The following is a 20,512-nucleotide window of genomic DNA, read 5'->3' on the forward strand; positions in this document are numbered from 1 at the left end:
TAATTTTAAAATAGAGTATAAATGAAAGTCAAAATTCAATTATTAATCGCGGTTGCGGCGATATTCTCACTTGTAAGCTGTGGGCAAAAAAGCAATGCAAGCGAAAACGGAGCCAAAACTGAACAGGCAGAAGGAGCAAAAGAAGAAGGACATGGTGAGGAAGAAGCTGCGGTAATTGCCGTATTAACCCAGGATCAGATTAAAGCTGTTGGGATAACACTGGGAACTATTGAGAGCAAAAATCTAACTGCTGCAATAAAAGCCAACGGGGCTTTGAGAGTTCCTAATAATAATAAAGCAAATGCTACATCATTATATGGTGGAGTAATTAAAACCCTAAAGGTACAGCTGGGAGACCATGTACGCAAAGGGCAGGTTATAGCAACTATTGAGAATCCGCAGTTTATCCAGCAGCAGGAAGAATACATTACAATCAACAGCAGAATTATCAACGCAGAGCAGGAACTGCAGCGCCAGCGAGATCTTCAGGCAGGAAATGCAGGAGCACTAAAAAACCTGCAAAATGCAACTGCAGAAGTAAATGCGCTTCGTGCACGCAAAGCGTCACTGCAGAAACAGATCCAGCTTATGGGAATCAATCCGGCGACTGTATCTGCGTCGAATTTAAGGTCGGCATTAACAGTTACAAGTCCGGTTACTGGTACAGTAAGTGCCGAATTTGCTAAAATTGGAAGCTACGTGGATGTTTCTTCTCCTGTTGTGGAGATTGTTGACAATCAGCTGATCCACTTAGACCTTCAGGTGTTTGAGAAAGATCTGCCTATGATAAAGGTAGGGCAGATCGTAAACTTTACACTGACTAACAATCCTACTGCTTCTTATACGGCAAAGGTTTTTAATATTGGTTCTTCTTTTGAAAATGAAAGCAAGACTGTGGCAGTTCACTGTACTGTTACAGGGAACAAAACAGGACTTATTGATGGAATGAATATTACAGCAATGGTTAGTGTTGGTACAGCTCTTACAACTGCAGTTCCAAATGATGCCATTGCAGAGGCAGACGGTAAATTCTACATCTTTGTTAAAACAGATAAAAAACCTGAAGAGCACGAAGAAGCAGAAGGCGGGGAAGGAGCCGAAGCTGGCGAAAAGCATAGCCCGGAAGAGGAAAAGAAAATTGCTGCAACAAGCATGAACTTCGAAAAAGTCGAGGTTAATAAGGGTGTTTCAGAGGTTGGATACACTGCGGTGACCCCTGTTAAGGAAATACCTGCAGGAACGCCAATTGTGACCAAGGGCACTTTTTTCGTCAATGCCAAACTAAGTAATTCGGGAGAGCACGAACACTAGAAATATCAAGAATTTATTGCAGGCTCCTGTTTGACATTGATTAACTATGAATGTAAAGAATTACCCCCTTACTTCTTTAATTCCTAGTTCTCGATTCAGGGCCTGCATCAATTTAAAGTACTTTTTATAATAGCAATACGTACGTATTTAATTGTTAAAAATTAAACCAATTAGCTGAGGTTAAAAATAAGCTTCGTAAATTTACTAGAGTAGGTGCCGAATGCAAATATTTCCGGTTTTCTTTTTAAAGTGAAAATTTATATGAAAAAAGTAACAGAAGCCGTCTTTGAAAGTAAAAAGATACGTCTCACAACGATGCGTATCCTAATCTATGAATATCTGGAAACCGTTACGGCTGCGCTATCTCTGGCAGAAATTGAGAAATTTTTTCATAAGGCAGATAAAGTAACAATTTACAGGACTCTTCAGACATTTCAGGAGAAAGGCTTGGTTCATAAAATCCTTGACGAAAATGTCGTTAAGTACAAACTTTGCGCGGACTCTTGCGGTGAAGATTACCACAATGACAGACACCTTCACTTTTACTGTAAAAAGTGCAATGAGACAACCTGCAGAGATGAAATTATTCTGCCCAAAAGCTTGGAAGAAAGTTTTCAAATTGATGAGGTGCAGATATTAGTAAAAGGAATATGTGAGAAATGCCTAAAATCAGTTTAGATAAAAGAATAATTAGGAGTAGAGAATTTAAAGAGAAATTGTTGAATTTTTATTACCAAATTAAATGTTGTTAGATAAAAAAATATCAGTTATATATTTTCTTAAACAGATTAAGTCTCAGATAATTCTCATTGTGGTATTTGCAGTGGCAATAGGCCTTCTGGATATGATGCCTGTATTCAAGGAGATAGCCCTCCCCCTTAGTATTCCTGCTTTGGTGGGAACTGTAGTTTCACTGCTGCTTGCCTTTAGGACAGCCCAATCCTATGAGAGATGGTGGGAAGCAAGAACGGTGTGGGGAGCGATAGTGAATGATTCCCGCACTTTGATCAGACAGGTAACGCAGTTCACTTCAAAAGATAATAAACAAATTGCAGATCAATTTACGGAAAGACAGATTATCTGGGTTTATGCCCTTGGTGAAGCGCTTCGCAGAAAGCCTTTTTCCCCAAAGGTTTTGACCTATCTTAATTTTCATAAGATAAATGGAGGCAATATTCCAAATGCACTTCTTGACAAACATTCCGATGATATTGCCCTTCTGGAACAGAAGGGAATCATTTCAGATTTTAAACAGGTGCAGTTAAATGAGACGCTTGCCAGATTATGTGACAGCATGGGTAAATGTGAGCGAATTAAAAACACCGTTTTTCCTAAATCTTACAGTCTTCTGGTACATACCCTGATATATGTTTTTGCTGCCATACTTCCTTTCGGGCTTGAAGATTCCCAACTGGCAGTAGAAGTCCTTATCACAATCCTGATTCCCCTGTTGTTCATTTCAATTGAGAAAACTGCAATTATCATGCAGGATCCATTTGAAAATACACCAGTCGACACGCCGATGACTTCACTTGCCCAGACCATTGAGATCAATCTTCTTGAAATGACAGGTGCGCAGGAAATTCCTGTAAAACCTAAGAATAATGAGTATTTCGAGATGTAAATTATTATTAATCTAAAATTAGCCTGCTATGGATATCGAGTTTGAACTGCTGCTTTCTGCCAAATTACTGCTTGCTGTTATTCTTGGGGGAATTATTGGTCTTGAAAGGGAACGCGAGCAACAGAATTCGGGAGTAAGAACCTTTGCCTGCATATGTGTCGCGTCGTGCCTTTTCGTCTCGATTTCGGCGCATTTGACCGCCGATAAATCGGCAATTGCCAGAATGCTGGCTGCAATTGCGACAGGACTTGGATTCATAGGTGCAGGACTAATTTTCAGGGATGATAAAAATCTGCCTAAAGGACTCACTACCGCATCTGGTCTGTGGACCACATCGGCAGTGGGAATGGCTATTGCACTTAACATGTTTGTCATTGCTGTGGCGGCGACCCTTATAATACTGCTTATTTTCACCATAAATCAGTTTCCATGGTACAGAAGATTAGTAGACAGATTGATTAAGAGTAAAAAGAGGACTAACTGAACCAATGTATTTCCTTTTATAGGTATCACAATCTTATGGACAACGATACCGTATTTTTTAACCTTATAAATTAAAATAACATGGAACACAAACATAAATATGATAAAGACGGAAAGCAAATCTGCTGTACTCAGACAGAGAAAGTGTATGTTAAGGCAGGTGCAAAGGAATTGCTGAAGGACCATAGTGAAAATGACGGCCATAATCACGCGCACACTAAAGACGACGGACACAACCATGCCCATAGTGATGATGACGGACACGACCACAGCAATGTAGAAGGAGGTCCTTTCAAAATGTTCCTTCCTTCCATCATTTCGCTGGTTATGCTGCTTCTGGCGATTGCTTTTGACAACTGGATAAAACTGCCTTGGTTTTCGGGTGCGGTCAGGTTTGTATGGTATCTTGTTGCCTACCTTATTGTCGGTTTTCCGGTAATCAAGGATGCTTTTAAAAGTATCACAAAAGGCGAAGTATTCTCAGAATTCCTGCTTATGAGTATAGCTACAGTAGGAGCATTCATTATTAAAGAATACCCCGAAGGTGTCGCCGTTATGCTTTTTTATGCAGTAGGAGAGGTATTCCAGACACTTGCCGTTTCCAGAGCGCAGAGAAATATCAAAAGCCTTTTGGACCAGAGGCCTGATGAAGTGACTATACTTGTTGACGGAAAGCCTAAAACGGTAAAAGCGGAAGAAGCTGGCATTGGTGATATTATCCAATTAAAACCAGGTGAAAAATTAGGGCTTGACGGAGAACTGTTAACAGACGGTGCATCTTTTAATACTGCTGCACTTACCGGAGAGAGCAAGCCTGATACCAAATCAAAAGGAGAGACGGTTCTGGCAGGAATGATCAATTTAAATGTTGCGGCACAGGTAAAAGTCACTGCAGCTTATACAGAAAGCAAACTGAGCCGAATACTGGAGCTTGTTCAGAATGCGACAGCCCAAAAAGCGCCTACAGAGCTTTTTATAAGACGATTTGCAAAAGTTTATACGCCGATTGTTGTTTTTCTGGCTATAGGCATCTGTCTGCTGCCTTACTTCTTTGTAGACAATTATGACTTTAACAGCTGGCTTTACAGAGCCCTTGTATTTCTTGTTATTTCCTGTCCTTGTGCACTGGTGATTTCAATACCCCTTGGTTATTTTGGTGGAATCGGTGCAGCAAGCCGAAACGGCATATTATTCAAGGGAAGTAATTTCCTGGATGTAATGGCTTCGATCCAGAACGTGGTCATGGATAAAACAGGTACTATGACCGAGGGGGTCTTTAAGGTTCAGGAAACGGTTTTCAAACCGGAGTTTGATAAGGACGAAATTTTAAGAATGGTCAATGCTGTGGAGAGCCAGAGCTCTCATCCTGTTGCCACTGCAATCCATGAATTTGTTGGTGAAGTTGACAGTTCCATTAAGCTGGAAAGCACCGAAGAGATTGCAGGCCACGGACTGAAAGCTGTAATCAACGGCAAAGAACTGCTTGCAGGTAATTTCAAGCTTATGGATAAGTTCTCCATCAGTTATGATGTTGATCCCGCTTCTATAGTTTATACTACAATTGCAGTAAGCTACGACAAAAAATATGTCGGTTATATAACAATAGCCGATAGTATTAAGGAAGACTCACAGCTGACAATCGATCTTCTTCATAAGCTGAACATTAAAGCAACAATGCTGAGCGGTGATAAGGGCAGTGTCGTAAAATTTGTTGCTGATAAATTGGGAATCGACAATGCTTACGGAGACCTATTGCCTGAAGATAAGGTAAACAAAGTCAAGGAAATCAAGGCGCAGTATGGAACTGTAGCCTTTGTCGGCGACGGAGTGAATGATGCCCCTGTTGTTGCTTTGAGTGATGCCGGAATCGCGATGGGGGGACTTGGAAGTGATGCGACTATTGAAACGGCAGATGTTGTTATTCAGGATGATAAACCGTCCAAAATACCAATGGCAATAAATATTGGCAAGCAGACAAAGAAAATCGTCTGGCAGAATATTACACTTGCATTTGTTGTCAAAGGTATAGTCCTCATTCTGGGAGCCGGCGGACTTGCCACGATGTGGGAAGCGGTATTTGCCGATGTTGGTGTATCGCTTATTGCGATCTTAAACGCGGTACGCATTCAGAAAATGAAATTCTAAGAAAAGAAAGGCAAGAGTTTCTAAATTCTACATTTTAAAAATCCTAATTTTTTTGCTGCCGGCCAAATGAAATCCTTAACCGGATATTCAGTTGGTCAGGACAGCAAGGTCTAGGCTTGCCTAATTTCAATGGGTCTAATCTTTTAAAAAGCAACCTGCAGACGTAAAATGCTACATATTAAACAGACAGTTTTACCGGTAGCTGCCATTGCACGATAGCTAATGCTACAGGTTTAAAACTCTCATTTTGAATTTTACTGGAAATGAAAAAAAGGAATAAAAAATATTATCCAAATGTGCAGAAAACAGGAAGAATGCAGAAGGGAAAGCCTGTAAAAAAGAAAAATAAATTTTCCGTTGTAAATATTGGAAAGACTATTATTCTTGTAATTCTGGGACTTGCTATGGTTGTTGGAATTATCATCAGAGCCCGGCATTTTATTTTGTATCACCTGATGAGTAAGCCAGAGGAGAAAACTATCAAAACGATACCCGCCAAAGAGGGCAAACCCAATACTTTGAAAAAAAATGGAAGCGACTAAAATTAAAGCAGAAAAGGTTAAATAGTTAATTCCCGGCCGCAGTTTCTACAGGACTGTGACAATTTTTATTTTAGAATATCATTTACAAAACTGTCTGTTTTATTGACCTAAGACAAATTGAATATGAAAAGAAATGTAAATATTTCGGGTCTGGTTCTTCAAATTCTTCAGGATAACAGAGGAAGATTATTTAAGCTTGATGAGCTGGTCCAGATTATTTATCCCTCAGACGGAAAAGGGCAGGAGAAGGAAAATCAAGCAATTATCCTAGATATCCTTATATTTTTGGACGATCAGAAAATGCTTGTATTGGATTTTGAAACCGATGAAAGTTCAATACCTTTATAATTGTCCATTACACAAATACGGGAGGCAGGAATTGTATTTTCAATTCTGGCTGTTTGAGAAAAATATTTCCTAGATAACCTTCCCCGTAGGGAAGGAAAATCTGAAAAATCCAAACTAAATCTTTATACGAGCACATTGAGCGCTCCTGGAATTACTGAAATTTTGCAGAAATTGGTTTTAAGGTTATAGTGTTCCCCGTCTATCTGTGCATCGGTATAGATTTTCAGGGGCATTTCTATCCTTAGGTTCTGCACCTGATGGTGCTGGGCTTTTGCAAATCTACCGACAGTTCCCTGCAGGACATGAAATCCTAAAGCGATTTTCTCTGTAAAGGATAATTCCGGAATTAAAATCAGATCCAGTAATCCGTCCGTCAGCATTGCATTAGGTGTAAGACTCATACCGTATCCCATTTCATTTGAGTTGGAAATAAATATCATGAACGTTTTTAGGTTGATGATTTTATCATCAAATGAAATTACAGCCGGCTGCGTCCTGTACTCAAAACTGGAAAGAATCGCGGCCTTAATGTAAGAATAGAGTTTTCGGCCCGAAGAATGTTCATATTTCTTTATAATCATTGCATCAATGCCGATTCCGGTATTGCTGAAAAAGTAATTCTGATTGATCTTTCCTGCGTCAATGAGTATTTTGTTTCCGTTTTTAATAATTTCCAGAGATTTCTTAAGATCCCGAGGTATGTTCAGGTGCGAGGCCAGGCCATTTCCTGAGCCCACCGGTATGATTCCAAGTTTTATATTGGTTCCCAAAAGGCAGGAGGCTACTTCATTGATCGTACCGTCCCCTCCGCAGGCCACAATAATGTCCGGGTGCTTCGATGCTGCTTTTTTGGCAAGTTCAATAGCATGTTTCTTGTTTAAGGTATAGTCTGCCTTTATTTTATATTTTTCAGGCTCGAAGAACTGCTTGATGAAAAACTCGGAAAGATGATGTTTTCCTCCGCCTGAAACGGGATTGATTATGAAATGTATATAGATCATTATTACTTCAAAAGTTTGTTTGTAAATAGATAATCTGCCGACTGATACCATGCAATGGTCTCCTGTAGAAAAGATTTATCCATAGGAATTTTGACAAGGCTGTTGTCAGTTTTGTTCCAGTCATAGAAGGCCTGTTTTTTCTGATCGGAAAGAATCATTACTTTTTCTTTTTTCATCAGCGCCAGCTTGCGGTATGTTCCCAAAAACGCGCGCTGTTCAAAGTCTGAAGCAAGGACGTCCTTTCCAAAGAAATCAGATTCGTAATGCCAGTTGAATAATGAAAACACCGTCGGCCAGAGGTCGATCTGAGAACATTGTTTCTGAATTTTTTGATTGTGCTTTTCAGGCATATTGACAATAAATGCGGGAATATGATAGTTGGCGACATCTATTTCGTCTTTACCGGCACTGCTTGCGCAATGATCTGCGATGATTATAAAAACGGTGTTTTTGTACCAAGGCTTGGTACGTGCCTTGTCAAAAAGCTGCTTCAATGCGTAATCGGTATATTTTACGGCCCCTTCGCGGCTTGTGCCTGAGGGAATGTCGATTTTTCCTGACGGATAGGTAAAAGGCCTGTGATTGGAGGTGGTCATGACAAAATTGAAGAAAGGTTTCCCATCCTTATACTGCTTGTCGGCAACGGTGATCATTTTATTGAAAATATCTTCATCGCAGATTCCCCATGCATTTTCAAACGTTACTTCCTTATCGGGAATATTGTTACGGACTGTTTTGATCTTATCGCTGAGAACGCTTCCGCGCCCCCTGTCATATATCGTGAATCCATTGCCCCCGAAATATGAATTCATATTATCAAAATACCCGTCCCCGCCATAAAAAAAGTTGCAGTCATAAGACTTTGATTTAAAAACATTACTGACTGTATACAGGTTCTGGTTATCTGGTCTTTTTACTATTGACTGTCCCGGTGTTGGGGGAATGCACAGCGTAACAGCTTCCATTCCTCTTACGGTTCTGGTTCCTGTGGCATATAAATCATTAAAGAAGATGCTTTTCTGAGCCAGACTGTCCAAAAAGGGAGTTATGTTTTCTTTATTTCCAAACTCCTTGAGGAAGCTTCCGCTGAAACTCTCCATCAGGACAAAGACAACATTTTTACGCTGCAGTGCAGACTGGCTGTCCCTGATGCTTCTGTGAATAGAGTAGCCCGTAGTAGTGAAAGTTGTAGTCGAATCTTTTAATTTATTTTTGACTATCCCAAAGGCATTGTCATTGTCAATCGAGGTATAGAAATCAGGGTATTTCATCTGATTATTTCTAAATGCCGCAAAAAAGGAGTAGATGCCTGATTTGGATATTTCCGAATTATATCTGTTGGAAGACCATTCCGCATGGTTGTTTGAAATAAAAGAAGTAAAAAACAAGGCAGCCGCCAGGGATATTCCCAGTACTGCCAGCCTAAGCCTTATATCAGAAGTAGATGAGAAAGTCTGCTTGAAGGCACCGCTTCTAAAAAATAAGTACAATACCATCAGCGAGAAAAAAAGTACCCCTGTAATAAGTGCGGGAAGAGGGTAGGACTGCTGGATATTGGCAACTACCTCATGGGTGTATATGAGATAATCGACAGCAATAAAATTAAAACGTGTCTTGAACTCATCCCAGAATGTCAGCTCGGCAAAAAAGGTAAATACCAAGATGAATATATTTAAGGATGTAAAAAAAGTAATTACTATTCGATCAGCAATAGAACCGGCCCATTTATCAGGCATAAATGTATAAAAAAGTATTCCAGGCAGTGATATGAAAATAATGGTGCCGGTATCAAAAAATAGACCTGTTAAAAGTGTTCTCAGCACATCTGTAATATTCCATGAAACTTGATCATACTGCCAGATAAAAAAAACAATTCTCAAGATTTGTGAAACGATTAAAAACCAGATCATAAAATGAACCAGCAGTGCGTACCTGCCGGTTCTCAAAGACAATTTACTCATAAACTTATTAATAACGCAACAAAGTTTACAACCCAATTTTGTAGTAATCCTGAATTTTGGTTTTTATTAAGAAATTCTGTAATTATTTGTAATAAAATTCATCTTTTTTGATGTAGTCCGGATATATGTTTTATCCTGTCTATGGATATGAAACTGATTTTCAGAAATGAATGCTGAATGAATGAAAATTATTGTAAAAGGAATAATTGACTTTCCAGCCGTTAAGTTCAGTAATCTTTTTTATGATCGAAAGTCCAAGTCCGTTTCCATTCGAAGAGGATCCGCTGTTAAAAAAACGATTAAAAAGTTTGTCGATAGGAAGTGGCTTATCGTCTCCTGTATTCAATACCTGCAGTTCGTTTTCCATTATCCTTATGATGATGTTGCCTTCACTGCGATTATGTCTTATGGCATTAAGCAGAAGGTTGTTAATTAAAATTTCAGTAAGGATAAGATTTCCGCTAATCTGCAGCTTTTCAGGAGCCTGAACATTTATTGCTATATTTTTAAGTTCAGCCTGTTCGGTAAAAAAATTAAGGTGTTTTTCAATATGATTGTTAATCGATATTGTATTTTTTTCCAGATAAATTTCGTGTTCAATTTTGGAGAGAAGCAGTAGGTTTTTGTTCAATCGGTTTAACTTGACCACATCCCTGCTTAATGATCCCAAAACCTGTGTTTGTTCCTTGTTGAGTTTCATCTGAAACAAAACATCGATTTTGTTCTGAAACAAAGCAAGTGGTGTCTGGAGTTCATGCGCAGCATTCTCAACAAATTCACGCTGGCTCTTATAAATAGCCGTATTCTTCTCAATGAGTGCCTCCAAGCTTTTATTTAGGCGGTCAAACTCATCGATGTCAGTTTCCACAAAATGCGGAGGTTTGTTTTTATCGATTTCAAATTCATGAATCTGATCCAGTGTGTTATAGAAGGGCCTCCAGCGTTTGGATGCCGTCTTCTTTGAAAGCCATACAATGCCAATAAAAAGTATTATAATTATGAAAGTAAACATGCCGGCAATACTGTACACAAGACGTTCCATTTCCAGAAGATGTATTTTTTCTGTGTATGTGTATTTCCTGCCTGCAATTTCTACAGGCGCGTAAATAATTCGGAACGGTTCTTTTTCTTCTGCAATCGGGTCCTCGATTGTTGTCCCTACAATAGAGTCCTTAGTAAGTCCCATGTCCGGCAGAATGGTAAAGTGCAGATTGAATCTGTTCCAGGTTTTGATATCGTCGGATGTGAAGTTCTTACTGCTCTGGTTAACAAAGGCATTTTTGTGCTGCTGGAGCACTTCTTCTGTTTCATAAATATACAGCCACTGGCTTACATAATAGAAAATGGGCGCACATATGAAAAGGATAACGGCTGCCAAGGCAAGGAAATCGCGTGTTGTTTTATGCAGTAATTTATTTTTGTTCATTTTTCCCATTTATATCCTTCACCGTAGATTGTTTTAATGTAGTCTCCAGATCCGGCTTTAGCCAATTTCTTTTTTAGATTCTTGATATGCGCGTATATAAAATCGTGGCTGTCCAGCATATCGGCCATATCTCCTGAAAGATGTTCTGCGATCGCCGCCTTGGAGAGTACTTTATCGGTATTACCTATTAGAAACAAAAGCAAGTTGAGTTCTTTTCTGGTGAGATCGAGTTTTTTACCTTTTACCACTACAGTTTTGGTAAAAACCTCAATTACAATCTCATTGAAAACAATAGAGTTGCTTCCTTTAAAATTTCTTCGTCTTACAAGTGCCTGCATTCGGACAAGCAGTTCAGCTAGATGGAAAGGTTTGGTAAGGTAATCGTCAGCACCAAGGCTGAAGCCTTCGATACGTGTTTCCAGATTTTCTTTCGCTGAGATTATAATAACACCATCAGTTTTATCTTTTTTTCGAAGTTCTTTTAGAATATCAAAACCATTGCCGTCAGGAAGTGTCAAGTCCAGAAGAATACAATCATAATCATAATTGTCAATTTTGTAAGCGGCCTCGATGTAATTATGTACAGTTTCACACTGGACTCCATTTTCCTTGAAATAACTTTTTATGCTTTCAGCAATCTGTTGCTCATCCTCGATAATTAAAATTTTCATGCTGGAAATTAAATTAACTTAATGACTTATGCGTCTATAAATTTAAGAAATTAAGCCCAGAGATTCTGTGTAAAAACTAAATTTAAAAAATTGGCACGTCATTTTTTATTAACTTGTAAAATTACAATTCGATTTTGAATTAATTCTGAATTTTCAAAATGTATTATTTCTGTGGACTATAGTATCGAATCAGTTTATATAAATTATGCTTTACCACTGGAAAATTTAAAATTGTTAAGTCCCCAGAATGATAGAATTGAAGAAAAATAAAAGATTAACCTATACTAAAGTCATGCGAAGGATTGTTTTTTGAGTTGTCTCTGTTTTGATCAAAAGGAAATTGGCTTTTAGAAAGATTTAGTTAAAAAGATTACTGTTTAACCAGATTCACTTTAGCAGCATTTTTTGTTCTGTTGGATTGGTGGACACGGCACACTTCCAAAACTACAATAAACACAGCAGTCTCCTTGATTTGGCTTAAGAGTTTGTTTGCAGTTTTCACATTCGTAGAAAAATTGGCATGCATCTGTCGGCATTGTTTCTTCTTTGCTGTGGGAGCAAAGAGGGCAGGTTATTATAGATTGTAGAACGATTTTCATTTTATTTTTTGTTAGTTACTGTATAGCCTGTTGAATTAATTGCTTTTTCAATTTCGGCAATTGTGATTTTGGAATTATCAAATTCTACAACAGCATTACCATTGGTATAATTTGCATCTGAATTTATTATTCCTTCTAATTTGTTTACTTCATGATTCACATGTTTTTCACAGCTGGCACAAGTCATTCCGCTGATTCTAAACTCAGCTTTTTGAGTGCTGGTTTCTTTCGCGACCAAGATTTTCTTTTCTGTATTTGGATAAAAAATGTTTGAGTAGTATGGAAACGAAAGCATAAGGAATGTAAATACTGTAATAATTCCTAGAAACATTTTTGAATTAACGAATTTCGGCTTTTCTTCTAAATCGCAGTTACAGTCTATCGGCTTTTTAGTTTTCAGCTTTTGATACCAAGCAAAACCAATAATTAAAACCGTCAGGCCGATGAAATAAGGCCTCATTGGTTCAAGCCATGAAAAAGCAGAAGCAATCCCGCTTGTTCCGGCAACTAATGCTAATATGGGCGTAATGCAGCACAATGAAGCAGCTACTGCTGTGAAAAATCCAGCTCCGATCATTTTATTCTCTGTTTTCATATTTTCTCTAAAATTTCGAAGAAAGGTCTTAGCATTTTTTCATACTCCTTTGTTAATGAATAGAAAATGGTCTGCGCTTCCCGTTTAGTTTCAATAAGTTTTCTGTCTTTTAGTTTCCGTAAGTGCTGTGAAATTGCAGAAATACTCATGTCAAGAATATCACTTATGTCACAAACACAGAGCTGTTTTTCTTCATAAAGCAAAAAAAGAATTCTTAATCTCACATTGTTGCCAGCCAATTCAAGCCCACTTGATAAATAGTCAAATGAGGCATTGAGTTCTGATACTCTGTCTTTACAGCGGATTATTTGTTTTATATCTGCCTGTTGCCGTATACAAGTTATATCTTCCATAATGCAAATTTATACTTTTTGCTTATTTAAGCAAATGCTAAAATACAAAACATTTGAATTAAATTTATGAATATTCCTGCGCATAAAAAAAGGCAACTTTTTGAGTTGTCTTTTAAGCATTAGGGTGAAAAAAAACTTTTTGCAATCCTTCAGAGCACAAGTTCCAGAATCGTCATGACAGCAATGCGTTGAACATTTCTCATATTTCTACTAAGCAGCTTTTGCAGATACCTGCTTTGTAAAATGCTTCTTTCTGAACCAGAATGCAAGATTTACCAGTGCAATAAGAGCAGGCACTTCTACCAGAGGACCTATAACACCTGCGAAAGCCTGGCCGCTGTTTATTCCAAACACTCCGATTGCCACAGCAATGGCAAGTTCAAAATTATTCCCAGTTGCTGTAAATGCTATAGATGTTGCTTTTGAATAGTCTGCCCCAAAATATTTACCAGTGAAAAAGCTGATGACAAACATCAAAGTAAAATAAATCACAAGCGGTATTGCAATACGCACAACATCCATAGGGATCTGAACAATAAGTTCCCCTTTCAGGCTGAACATTACAATGATCGTAAAGAGAAGTGAAATAAGAGTAATCGGCGAGATAAAAGGCACATACTTAGTTTCGAACCATTCAGAACCTTTTAAAGCTATCAAAGTGTAACGGCTTATGATTCCCAATGCAAAAGGAATACCTAGATAGATACCGACACTCTCAGCAATCTGTGCTATGCTGATGTTCACCTCAAAACCATCATATCCAAAATAGGGAGGGAGAATGGTTATAAAAATATAAGCGTACACACTGTAAAGCAGCACCTGAAAAATACTGTTAAGGGCAATAAGTCCTGCTGCATATTCACGGTTTCCGTCTGCCAGATCGTTCCATACCACAACCATTGCGATACAGCGTGCCAGACCGATCAGGATCACCCCGATCATGTATTCAGGATATCCGCTTAAAAACAGGAGCGCCAATAAAAACATCAAAACAGGGCCTACAATCCAGTTCAGAAATAAAGAGGCACCTAAGACTTTTGTGTTTTTGAAAACCTGTCCCATCTGCTCGTATTTTACTTTTGCCAGAGGCGGGTACATCATCAGGATAAGTCCTATTGCCAATGGAATGTTTGTTGTTCCGCTGGAGAAAGAATTGATGAAATCTCCGCTGGAAGGAATAAAGTATCCTATTGCCACACCTATAGCCATAGAAAGGAAAATCCAAAGGGTCAAGAAGCGGTCAAGGAAGCCTAGTTTTTTGCGTCCGACGGCTGGTGCACAGTTATTTGCTGACATTTTATTTTTTTATTTGTGAGAATACGTAAAACATTTCAGTTCCTATCTGCAGGCTTCGCTCCAGATAAGTTTCCTTCTGCTGGGGCGTTCCGTCGGAAATTTTTGGATCTACAAAAGTAATTGGGATCCTTTTCTCTGCGCCAGCTATAAACGGGCATCCGCCGTCAGCCTGCGAGCAGGTCATTATTGCGGCGAATCCGCTTTCAGGATTGAAATCATCATCATAGGTTTTAGAAAAACCTATAACGGGAAGTTCATCAGCTGAATATTTTATTGAATAAACAGGGTTTGATCCCTTTGAAAGCGTTTTGATATTGAATCCTGAATCCTTCAAAGTCTCCGCTGCCATCGGGAAAAGGGCAGTAGCCTCGGTTCCTCCTGAATAGCATGAAACGTTTCTGATGCCGTAATAGGCAGCGGCAGTCTGCGCCCAAACCTGCGATAAGTGGCTTCTTCTGGAATTGTGCGTGCAGATTAGGTTCAGTCTGGTTTCCAGCTTACTGTCCACTTTGGTCTGAATGAAGTCGATTAATGGCTGCAGGACTGCTTTGCGCTCTTCTGAAATCTGCTTAAAATCAAATGATTTAACTGTATTCTCAATTTGTGGATATAACATAGTTTTTGGCTAATAGTTTATGGTTAATGATTAGCAGCATCCTCCGCCTGGAGTGCATGAAGAACCGCTATCAGAATTTAACTGAGATAATTTTACTTTAGGCTTGTCTGAAGGAATACCGCACTGCTCCTGAGCAAGGCAGGCTGTCTGCTTGTTAAGCAGAGTGAAATTTTTACCGTTAAAATCCAAATCGTATTTGCCGATAGTGGTGTTCTGGTATTCCACTTCAATTTCATTGTCTTCAATTCCCAATACTTTTTCTGAAAGCTCAATGATGTGGATCAGCTTCTGAGGCTTAAGCCTGTGCTCGTAGTCGTTGGCATCCCAAAGCTGGAAGTTTACAACAGTCTCTTTTCTTACTGTTCCTCCGCAGTCGATGAAGTTTTTGGTAACAAGACCCACTTCTGTTACGTGGAAATATTCCGGTACAAATGTTCCGTCCGGCAGTTCAAAATTTACAGCTTCTACTGTTTTAAGCACTTCTTTAATTTCTGAAAGTTTCATAATTTCTTATATTTAGTTATACTATATTTTTATTAAATAATAAGGGAGCTTCTTCTTTCAAGAAGCGCAGTATCTCTCCAGGTACCATTTTGTTTTCCGATTTTCTCCCTTGTTCCAAGTATCCTGAAACCTGCTTTTTCATGAATGCGGAGACTTGCCGTGTTCTCAGGAAAGATCCCTGCCTGAAGCGTCCAGATTCCTTCTGCTTCGCTTTGTCTGACAAGTTCATTTAAAAGGGTTAGCCCGATTCCTTTTCCTGAATGTGCGGGATCCACATATACGCTTACTTCTGCTACCCCTGCATAAACGCAGCGGGAAGAAACAGGGGTAAGGGCAGCCCAGCCAATCACCTTGCCATCTTCCTGCATTGTAATTCTGCAGGATGCCAGATGTGAATTGTCCCAGTCTTCCCATGAAGGGGCGCTGGTCTGGAAAGTGGCATTGCCGGTATCTATCCCTTTTTGGTAAATTATTTTTACCTGATCCCAATCTTTGGCCGAAAGTTTTCTGATTTCCATATCCTTTTAAATTAACAGCATTCGCTTTTCTTTTTGGCAAGATGATCTGATATGTGCTGAAAGAAACCTTTTATTTTTTCAAGTCCAGGTTCATTGATGCAGTAGCAGATAGAATTTCCTTCGATGCTCCCTTTAATCAAGCCTGCATTTTTCAATTCTTTCAAATGCTGTGAAACCGTCGGCTGTGAAAGGGGAAGTTCATTTACAATATCCCCGCAGATGCAGGCATCTACTTTTAATAAATATTCCATAATTGCAATACGCGCAGGATGGCCTAGTGCTTTGGCTAAAACAGCCAGCTCGTTCTGGCTTTCTGTAAAGTGATCTGTTTTTGTTGCTCCCATCGTTTTATATTTATATTGCAATATTACGATATAAAATTTAATTATCATGCAGTTGAATAAGAAAATTTTCTAAAAGTGCGTTTGTGTGTTTTGCAACATATTGTATATCATATATATATGAAATAAAAAAGACCTTGGAATACCACTCCAAGGTCTCTGAAAATATGGCAATCTTTAGGCGTAATTCCGTAGTCCGAAAAATTGACTGCCACTGTATTTCGCTTTAAATTTTTATCTTTATTCCTGCATTCACAACAAATCCGTCCAGAGGAGCATAGATATCTTTGAAAACAGGATTTGAAATAGGACCTGTATATATGCTTCCAAATTTAGTTTGCCGGGTATCAGTAAAATTTTCAAAATTGGCATAAAGGGAAAAATTTTCCCAAAGCCTTTCTGCCATAAAGCCAAAAATCCAGTAAGCTGTTCCGGTCGTGCCATCACTTAATTTTTGATTGCTGTAATAGTAAGCTTCTAAACCAACTTTCCATTTATCTTCAACTTCATACATTAAAACATTATTTAATCTGTGTTTTGCGGTAAGAGGATTTTCGGATTTTACTCCATTTGCATTTATAGAAGCATCAGTGAAGGTATACCCCAGAAATAATTTAAAATCTTTATATCCTAATTTCACATTTGTTTCAGTTCCTTTAGTATCCAAATATCCATTAACATTTGCAAACTGATAAAGGTCATCAGGAAGAGAATTTAATATAAGAGGATTATCAACATTCGTGTAGAAAAATAACTGATTCCATGATAAGGAAAGGTCATTGGTAATTTTAGTTTTATAGTTTATATCAAAGTTAACACCGTAGCTTTTTTCAAGTTTATTGAAATCGCTGTTAATAGGCAATACATTTCGATATTGGATGCGTTCGCTTTCTTCTGTAAAAATCGTTGGTGTTTTGTAGCCTAGGCCTCCTCCAATTCTGGATGTAAGCTTAGAATTGAATTTAAATAATGCCGAAATTCTCGGAAGGAGAGAATATCCGTAATCAATTACATAATCACTTCTGAGGCCTGTTTCAATTTCCAGCCATTCTTTTGCTTTTATGGTGTTCTGAAGGAAAGCCCCATATGTTATCTGATTATAATTTCTTAACGGAAAAGCGGTTGGACTGTTTTCAGTAAAGCTGTCCGTATATAAATTTACACCAGCAGCCCATTGAGCAATTTTGCCGTTTTTAGAATAACTGATTTCAGAAAAGGTACTATTCTGCAGACCATCAAATACATAATCAGGAATGGTGATGACACGGCTGAAATTATTAAAACTGTTTTTAATTGTAACCGATTCCTGCTCATTAAATTTATGTGTCAGGGAAAATTGCGTGCTTATTCTCTGTGTTTTATTCTTTTCGAAATAACTGTCAGGATATTTACTTTGATCTTTGATGTACTCAATATTTCCGCCTAAACGGTTTTCAAAAACGGTATTGATGCCGAAATTAAGTTTGGTATTTTCATTAAAATTGACAAAAAGTTTAGGGTTAAAATTAAAACGCTCAAATTTAGGAATAGCTGTAAGCTGTATATGAGCGGGATCATAAGGAGCGTTGCGATCGTGGGAAGCAAAGACAGTTAATCCAATTTTATCAAACTGCTGAGAATAAAATCCATTTATATCCAGTCCAAGAGCTGAAGTTCCATTAATTAAAAATCGCAGCTCCCTTTCTTCGGTCGGGGTTTTAGAAACAAGATTTACTAAACCAGCGATTGCTCCTCCACCGTAAAGAGTAGAGGCGGAACCTTTGATTATTTCAACCTGCTTTAAATCTAATGGAGGAGTCTGCAGTAACCCAAGTCCGCTTGACGCGCCAGAGTATAAAGGAAAACCGTCTTTTAGAATCTGGGTATATCTTCCGTCTAAGCCTTGAATCCTGATGGAAGAATTTCCTGAAGTTGCAGAAGTCTGCTGGGTCTGAATTCCGGTACTTTCATTAAGCATCATACGAATGTCTCCGGGTTTCATATTGGCTTTTTCTTCCAGCTCTTCTCCGGCAATGAATTCAACTCTGGTTGGAATATTGCTGATGGTTCTGGTACCTCTTGTTGAAGTAACAATAATTTCTTCCATTTCTTCAGCCTCTTCTTCCTCGCTCTGCAATTTTATTTCTATAAGACTGACAGTTGAAGGTACTTTAAAAAGCGTTTTATTTGGGGCAAATCCTTCTATTGAAATGGATAATGTGTAATCTCCATCTTTTAAATTTTCAATAATGATGTTGCCATCATTACCAGATGAGATAACGGAATTGGTTTCTTCAATTTTTGCTGAAGCACCTTTTACAGCTTCATTATTATCAGCATTCTTTATATGAAAAGTAATTTTATTCTGTGCCTGCGCAGTGCCAATAGATGTTATTGCCACAATCAGTAAAATATATTTGAGCATTTAGATTTTTCTTAATGGTTAATAGACATAATAGCCTTACATGATTAAAGAATCATGCAAAATAACACTGTTTTTAGACTAAGAAATTTTGGGAGGCTGCCAGATTTTGCAGATGAATGAAGAATCAACAAATTTATTGTAAGTTGGTGTTGGCGAAACATCGTGCAGAATAAATTCTAATTTTTCAGTAATAACTGCAGAGTTAAAATTTATTGTAAACCCCACACAAGTCCCGCAGGAATAAAAGGGGGAGCATTTTCCATTGCAGTCATTACCGCAGTCATGTGAATCATTACCGCAGTTTTTCTCTACTGCGCATTTTGAGTGTTTCACTAATGCAGAGCATGGTACTGTTGAAAGGAACAGTACTATAAACGATATTATTGTTGCCAATGCTTTCACACTGCGAATTTAAATATAAATTATGATTAAAAATGTATTTTTATTATAGTCATTCTCCAAGCAAATGCATTAAAAAATACTTTAATTTAAGTGCTTTTTTTTAAGTGTCTTTAAATTTAGGGCATTAAAATTATACGAGACCATAAGATAGCTCCAAAGAGCCAGCTTATTTTCATCTTGTATTTTTGGCAGGTACTGCATAGCCCCTGATGACTTATAAAATGAAAAGGCATAATTTATTTCTATTTCTCTGACAGGCATGTATTTTATTGAAAAATCATTTTCAAACCCAAGAAACTTTGACATTTCCTGACCTGAATTATTTAAAAGGGGATATTGGGTGTAAAATAAGTGAAAATCGGAGCGAAGTGTTAATTTATTGTTTAGCGGAATTGTTGTAAACAAATAAGGATTTACCAACCCTTTTCCATTAACATCATTTGGAAAACGTGTAAATACATTCATGTTTCCATTGAATTTCCATGTAACCCCATACAATACATCAAAATCCCCAGACCTGCTGCTAGACAATTTAGATTTGCTTCCGCTAATTATTTCAGCACCTAAACGCCAGGTAGATTTTAACAGCGACAATTTAATCTCAGGCTGAAAATAGTACGCCAATAATTTTTGACCTTTAACATTACGGCCAAACTGCAGATAGGAATTTAGGGTATAATACCATTGCTTATTTCTAAAATCTATCCGGCCACCCATCGTTGCACGAGTATATAGTTGCTGCGAATTTGCGTTCTCTAAAAAATCAACTGCATTTAATGAGTTAAATGAAAATCCTTTACTAGTATTGTAAATAAGGCTATTTGCCAGCAGATATTTATATTTATTGGAAGCTACAGGTGAATAGGCCGGCTCAAATCCAGTATTGTAATCTCTGGTAAATAAAAAGAAAAAGTCATTAGAGAGATGTTTTGAATATTTCATTATTCGGATTCCTTCATGAGCTCTTCCTTGCTGTGCCCAGGGCGCATCAGAGAACAGTCTGCCATTATCTAATAAAATGCTTTGCCTTCCTAATCGTACATTTAACGATTTAAATTTAGTTTCAAAATACAACTGAGAAAAATTGATGCTTTCTACTTTGGAGGCCCTGTTGTTTTGGTCCCAAAGATGAATTTCCTGCAAATCAGATTTTATTAGCCATTTTTCTCTTGCATACTGCATAGAAAACCTATTTCTCTGCGTGATGTAAAAATAAGGATCGGCAGAGTCGTTTGGAGGCAGTACATAGTTTGAAGTGTACTCGGCTCGTGGCCTTATTTCTATGTTCATTAAAAACTGCTGAGATATGGTGTCTTTTTCCTGAGCACTTAATTGAATGATAAATAAAAAGAGAAAAAACAGTAGGTGTTTT

The 20,512-nt window shown here is 38.0% G+C and carries 22 protein-coding genes; 7 read left to right on the forward strand and 15 right to left on the reverse strand.

Going from position 1 to position 20,512, the window contains the following annotated elements; all coding sequences use genetic code 11:
* Positions 1-21 precede the first annotated feature (21 nt).
* The 7 genes from ACHRV0_RS12360 to ACHRV0_RS12390 all read left to right on the forward strand — a co-directional run bounded on the left by ACHRV0_RS12360 (position 22) and on the right by ACHRV0_RS12390 (position 6,453).
* Positions 22-1,311 (forward strand): efflux RND transporter periplasmic adaptor subunit, encoded by a 1,290-nt coding sequence (locus ACHRV0_RS12360; RefSeq protein WP_115887015.1) that lies wholly within the window; start codon positions 22-24, stop codon positions 1,309-1,311.
* Between the two features lie 261 nt (positions 1,312-1,572).
* On the forward strand, positions 1,573-1,989 hold the full coding sequence (locus ACHRV0_RS12365; RefSeq protein WP_115887016.1) for a Fur family transcriptional regulator: 417 nt from the start codon (positions 1,573-1,575) through the stop codon (positions 1,987-1,989).
* 64 nt (positions 1,990-2,053) lie between these two features.
* Positions 2,054-2,935, forward strand: a complete 882-nt coding sequence (locus ACHRV0_RS12370; protein WP_115887017.1) for a bestrophin family protein — start codon at positions 2,054-2,056, stop codon at positions 2,933-2,935.
* 28 nt (positions 2,936-2,963) lie between these two features.
* A complete protein-coding gene (locus tag ACHRV0_RS12375; RefSeq protein WP_115887018.1) occupies positions 2,964-3,419 on the forward strand; it encodes an MgtC/SapB family protein in 456 nt (151 codons plus the stop codon).
* Positions 3,420-3,499: 80 nt separating this feature from the next.
* On the forward strand, positions 3,500-5,563 hold the full coding sequence (locus ACHRV0_RS12380; protein WP_395441040.1) for a heavy metal translocating P-type ATPase: 2,064 nt from the start codon (positions 3,500-3,502) through the stop codon (positions 5,561-5,563).
* Positions 5,564-5,826: 263 nt separating this feature from the next.
* Positions 5,827-6,105, forward strand: coding sequence for a hypothetical protein (locus tag ACHRV0_RS12385; protein ID WP_115887020.1), 279 nt, complete (start codon positions 5,827-5,829; stop codon positions 6,103-6,105).
* Between the two features lie 123 nt (positions 6,106-6,228).
* A complete protein-coding gene (locus ACHRV0_RS12390; protein ID WP_115887021.1) occupies positions 6,229-6,453 on the forward strand; it encodes a hypothetical protein in 225 nt (74 codons plus the stop codon).
* 122 nt (positions 6,454-6,575) lie between these two features.
* Here the strand turns inward: ACHRV0_RS12390 and ACHRV0_RS12395 are convergent, their stop codons facing one another.
* From ACHRV0_RS12395 to ACHRV0_RS12465, 15 genes are all read right to left on the reverse strand, one after another.
* The gene (locus ACHRV0_RS12395) at positions 6,576-7,505 is read right to left on the reverse strand and encodes a diacylglycerol kinase family protein (protein WP_115887022.1); all 930 of its coding nucleotides are present in this window, start codon (positions 7,503-7,505) and stop codon (positions 6,576-6,578) included.
* On the reverse strand, positions 7,457-9,415 hold the full coding sequence (locus ACHRV0_RS12400; protein ID WP_115887023.1) for an LTA synthase family protein: 1,959 nt from the start codon (positions 9,413-9,415) through the stop codon (positions 7,457-7,459). Before ACHRV0_RS12400 ends, ACHRV0_RS12395 begins: the two co-directional genes overlap by 49 nt.
* 160 nt (positions 9,416-9,575) lie before the next feature.
* Positions 9,576-10,841, reverse strand: a complete 1,266-nt coding sequence (locus tag ACHRV0_RS12405) for a HAMP domain-containing sensor histidine kinase (RefSeq protein ID WP_223678184.1) — start codon at positions 10,839-10,841, stop codon at positions 9,576-9,578.
* Positions 10,838-11,512, reverse strand: a complete 675-nt coding sequence (locus ACHRV0_RS12410) for a response regulator transcription factor (protein ID WP_115887025.1) — start codon at positions 11,510-11,512, stop codon at positions 10,838-10,840. Before ACHRV0_RS12410 ends, ACHRV0_RS12405 begins: the two co-directional genes overlap by 4 nt.
* 392 nt (positions 11,513-11,904) lie before the next feature.
* Positions 11,905-12,111: a GDCCVxC domain-containing (seleno)protein gene (locus ACHRV0_RS12415; protein WP_115887026.1), complete on the reverse strand. Its 207-nt coding sequence runs from the start codon at positions 12,109-12,111 to the stop codon at positions 11,905-11,907.
* A 1-nt stretch (position 12,112) separates the two neighbouring features.
* Positions 12,113-12,706 (reverse strand): mercuric transport protein MerTP, encoded by a 594-nt coding sequence (gene merTP / locus ACHRV0_RS12420; protein WP_115887027.1) that lies wholly within the window; start codon positions 12,704-12,706, stop codon positions 12,113-12,115.
* Complete coding sequence (locus tag ACHRV0_RS12425; RefSeq protein ID WP_115887028.1) at positions 12,703-13,059, reverse strand: metalloregulator ArsR/SmtB family transcription factor; 357 nt, start codon at positions 13,057-13,059, stop codon at positions 12,703-12,705. Before ACHRV0_RS12425 ends, merTP begins: the two co-directional genes overlap by 4 nt.
* 210 nt (positions 13,060-13,269) lie before the next feature.
* Positions 13,270-14,355 carry an ACR3 family arsenite efflux transporter gene (gene arsB / locus ACHRV0_RS12430; protein ID WP_115887029.1) on the reverse strand — a complete coding sequence of 362 codons (1,086 nt, stop codon included), beginning with the start codon at positions 14,353-14,355 and terminating at the stop codon, positions 13,270-13,272.
* A 1-nt stretch (position 14,356) separates the two neighbouring features.
* Entirely contained in the window at positions 14,357-14,971 is a 615-nt protein-coding gene (locus tag ACHRV0_RS12435) for a low molecular weight phosphatase family protein (protein ID WP_115887030.1), read from the reverse strand.
* 30 nt (positions 14,972-15,001) lie between these two features.
* Positions 15,002-15,475 carry a DUF6428 family protein gene (locus tag ACHRV0_RS12440; protein ID WP_115887031.1) on the reverse strand — a complete coding sequence of 158 codons (474 nt, stop codon included), beginning with the start codon at positions 15,473-15,475 and terminating at the stop codon, positions 15,002-15,004.
* Positions 15,476-15,507: 32 nt separating this feature from the next.
* Positions 15,508-15,993: a GNAT family N-acetyltransferase gene (locus ACHRV0_RS12445; RefSeq protein WP_115887032.1), complete on the reverse strand. Its 486-nt coding sequence runs from the start codon at positions 15,991-15,993 to the stop codon at positions 15,508-15,510.
* Positions 15,994-16,004: 11 nt separating this feature from the next.
* The gene (locus ACHRV0_RS12450) at positions 16,005-16,337 is read right to left on the reverse strand and encodes a helix-turn-helix transcriptional regulator (RefSeq protein WP_115887033.1); all 333 of its coding nucleotides are present in this window, start codon (positions 16,335-16,337) and stop codon (positions 16,005-16,007) included.
* Between the two features lie 223 nt (positions 16,338-16,560).
* Positions 16,561-18,738, reverse strand: a complete 2,178-nt coding sequence (locus tag ACHRV0_RS12455; RefSeq protein ID WP_115887034.1) for a TonB-dependent receptor plug domain-containing protein — start codon at positions 18,736-18,738, stop codon at positions 16,561-16,563.
* Positions 18,739-18,816: 78 nt separating this feature from the next.
* Positions 18,817-19,140 carry a DUF6660 family protein gene (locus ACHRV0_RS12460; RefSeq protein WP_115887035.1) on the reverse strand — a complete coding sequence of 108 codons (324 nt, stop codon included), beginning with the start codon at positions 19,138-19,140 and terminating at the stop codon, positions 18,817-18,819.
* Between the two features lie 81 nt (positions 19,141-19,221).
* Complete coding sequence (locus ACHRV0_RS12465; protein WP_144213033.1) at positions 19,222-20,430, reverse strand: hypothetical protein; 1,209 nt, start codon at positions 20,428-20,430, stop codon at positions 19,222-19,224.
* Positions 20,431-20,512 lie beyond the last annotated feature (82 nt).

Origin of the sequence: Flavobacterium sp. FlaQc-30, from assembly GCF_044005885.1 — a bacterium.
GTDB lineage: Bacteria > Bacteroidota > Bacteroidia > Flavobacteriales > Flavobacteriaceae > Flavobacterium.

Bases quoted from the DNA above. Each gene is read 5' to 3' on its own strand.
- ACHRV0_RS12360 (WP_115887015.1), top strand. From the start codon at position 22: ATGAAAGTCAAAATTCAATTATTAATCGCGGTTGCGGCGATATTCTCA.
- ACHRV0_RS12365 (WP_115887016.1), top strand. From the start codon at position 1,573: ATGAAAAAAGTAACAGAAGCCGTCTTTGAAAGTAAAAAGATACGTCTC.
- ACHRV0_RS12370 (WP_115887017.1), top strand. From the start codon at position 2,054: ATGTTGTTAGATAAAAAAATATCAGTTATATATTTTCTTAAACAGATT.
- ACHRV0_RS12375 (WP_115887018.1), top strand. From the start codon at position 2,964: ATGGATATCGAGTTTGAACTGCTGCTTTCTGCCAAATTACTGCTTGCT.
- ACHRV0_RS12380 (WP_395441040.1), top strand. From the start codon at position 3,500: ATGGAACACAAACATAAATATGATAAAGACGGAAAGCAAATCTGCTGT.
- ACHRV0_RS12385 (WP_115887020.1), top strand. From the start codon at position 5,827: ATGAAAAAAAGGAATAAAAAATATTATCCAAATGTGCAGAAAACAGGA.
- ACHRV0_RS12390 (WP_115887021.1), top strand. From the start codon at position 6,229: ATGAAAAGAAATGTAAATATTTCGGGTCTGGTTCTTCAAATTCTTCAG.
- ACHRV0_RS12395 (WP_115887022.1), bottom strand. From the start codon at position 7,505: ATGGTATCAGTCGGCAGATTATCTATTTACAAACAAACTTTTGAAGTA.
- ACHRV0_RS12400 (WP_115887023.1), bottom strand. From the start codon at position 9,415: ATGAGTAAATTGTCTTTGAGAACCGGCAGGTACGCACTGCTGGTTCAT.
- ACHRV0_RS12405 (WP_223678184.1), bottom strand. From the start codon at position 10,841: ATGAACAAAAATAAATTACTGCATAAAACAACACGCGATTTCCTTGCC.
- ACHRV0_RS12410 (WP_115887025.1), bottom strand. From the start codon at position 11,512: ATGAAAATTTTAATTATCGAGGATGAGCAACAGATTGCTGAAAGCATA.
- ACHRV0_RS12415 (WP_115887026.1), bottom strand. From the start codon at position 12,111: ATGAAAATCGTTCTACAATCTATAATAACCTGCCCTCTTTGCTCCCAC.
- merTP (WP_115887027.1), bottom strand. From the start codon at position 12,706: ATGAAAACAGAGAATAAAATGATCGGAGCTGGATTTTTCACAGCAGTA.
- ACHRV0_RS12425 (WP_115887028.1), bottom strand. From the start codon at position 13,059: ATGGAAGATATAACTTGTATACGGCAACAGGCAGATATAAAACAAATA.
- arsB (WP_115887029.1), bottom strand. From the start codon at position 14,355: ATGTCAGCAAATAACTGTGCACCAGCCGTCGGACGCAAAAAACTAGGC.
- ACHRV0_RS12435 (WP_115887030.1), bottom strand. From the start codon at position 14,971: ATGTTATATCCACAAATTGAGAATACAGTTAAATCATTTGATTTTAAG.
- ACHRV0_RS12440 (WP_115887031.1), bottom strand. From the start codon at position 15,475: ATGAAACTTTCAGAAATTAAAGAAGTGCTTAAAACAGTAGAAGCTGTA.
- ACHRV0_RS12445 (WP_115887032.1), bottom strand. From the start codon at position 15,993: ATGGAAATCAGAAAACTTTCGGCCAAAGATTGGGATCAGGTAAAAATA.
- ACHRV0_RS12450 (WP_115887033.1), bottom strand. From the start codon at position 16,337: ATGGGAGCAACAAAAACAGATCACTTTACAGAAAGCCAGAACGAGCTG.
- ACHRV0_RS12455 (WP_115887034.1), bottom strand. From the start codon at position 18,738: ATGCTCAAATATATTTTACTGATTGTGGCAATAACATCTATTGGCACT.
- ACHRV0_RS12465 (WP_144213033.1), bottom strand. From the start codon at position 20,430: ATGAACATAGAAATAAGGCCACGAGCCGAGTACACTTCAAACTATGTA.